Annotated in this window: 1 protein-coding gene and 1 pseudogene; both read right to left on the bottom strand. The window is 47.6% G+C overall.

Going from position 1 to position 1,188, the window contains the following annotated elements:
- The coding region (locus R7O12_RS25900) for a hypothetical protein (RefSeq protein ID WP_318126920.1) at positions 1 to 972 on the bottom strand (972 nt) is incomplete at its 3' end.
- 3 nt (positions 973 to 975) lie between these two features.
- A pseudogene (locus tag R7O12_RS25895) lies at positions 976 to 1,128 on the bottom strand (alanine racemase C-terminal domain-containing protein); the annotation flags it as partial.
- Between the last annotated feature and the right edge of the window lie 60 nt (positions 1,129 to 1,188).

Below are 1,188 nucleotides of genomic sequence, written 5' to 3'. Positions count from 1 at the left end.
GTCGTCCAGAAGCTGCCAGTCTGGTAATACTCGATATTCGGCAGAATAGTGAATCGCAGATCGTCCATGGTAGCGACCTGCGGTATAGCCTCTCAAACGGTACAACCCACCCAAGCGAACTTGTCCTTGCTCTGGCGGACGACTGCAAACAACACCATCACATTGATTCCAAGTTGGTGTGTCGGCTGTATAAAAATCCAAGGCCAGCACTTGTTGATCAAACCAATCACCAAGAGGCCCCAGCGAGTAATATTGGCTATTTTGGAATTCCCACTTGAGCCACAGATCCTCTGATTGCCAACTTTCTGCGCCCGTCGTCAAATTCAAAGAGGTATGCGAGCCTCGGGTCGTGTTACGTGCGCTATCGCGGTTGTCCCAATCAAAACCCAATGTAAAACCGTAAGCTTGCTCTTTCTTATCATTGTATACATCCAACGCTCGTGAAGAATAAAAAGGCGTCAGCAGGATAGAGCTAACGCCCGACGCCAAAGGCGATGCATTGCGAACGTCGCGGCTGGGTAGAAACGCGCCTTTCAAACCATGATCTTTCACCGCGCCCCACGGCAACAGGTATTTGAATTCGAACTTATACTTTTGCTCATCACTGTTTGTGATCGTCTGAGATTCAAACGACGAGTTGTTATCGCCTTGCTCACCTAAGTAATAGGGACTGTCATTAAAACGAGCTTGGTACATCTGAGTACTGAACAGCACATTGGGAGAGAGCGCATAATTAAATGCAGAGAGGAAACCAATATAGCTGTCTTTCTCCGAATACAGCCCCATACCAAATAGTGCAGCTTGAGGCTGACCAACCCCTTTAGCAACCCCCGCAACTCCAACGGTACTGCCCAACGTATCGGTACTGAAATAGAACGGGACAAAGGCTGAGTCTTTCTCTGAACTTAGCGCCGGAGAAGACAAAAAAATGCTGGCAGAAAGTGCCAGCATTGAGGTGATTCGTTTATTCATGGATTACTTGGTATATTCCATTTCGACGCGAGGCGTCAATTTGGTCACCAACTCATAAGCTATCGTACCAATGTGATTCGCAACCTCTTCGACAGGTAATTCTTTACCCCAAAGAATCGCTTCGTCACTGACCTTATCTGTGGCATCAGGACCTAAGCGATTCTTTACCCCAAAGAATCGCTTCGTCACTGACCTTATCTGTGGCATCAGGACCTA

The organism is Vibrio sp. Vb1574, from assembly GCF_033338675.1.
This window is presented reverse-complemented; position numbering and strand designations above follow the sequence as displayed.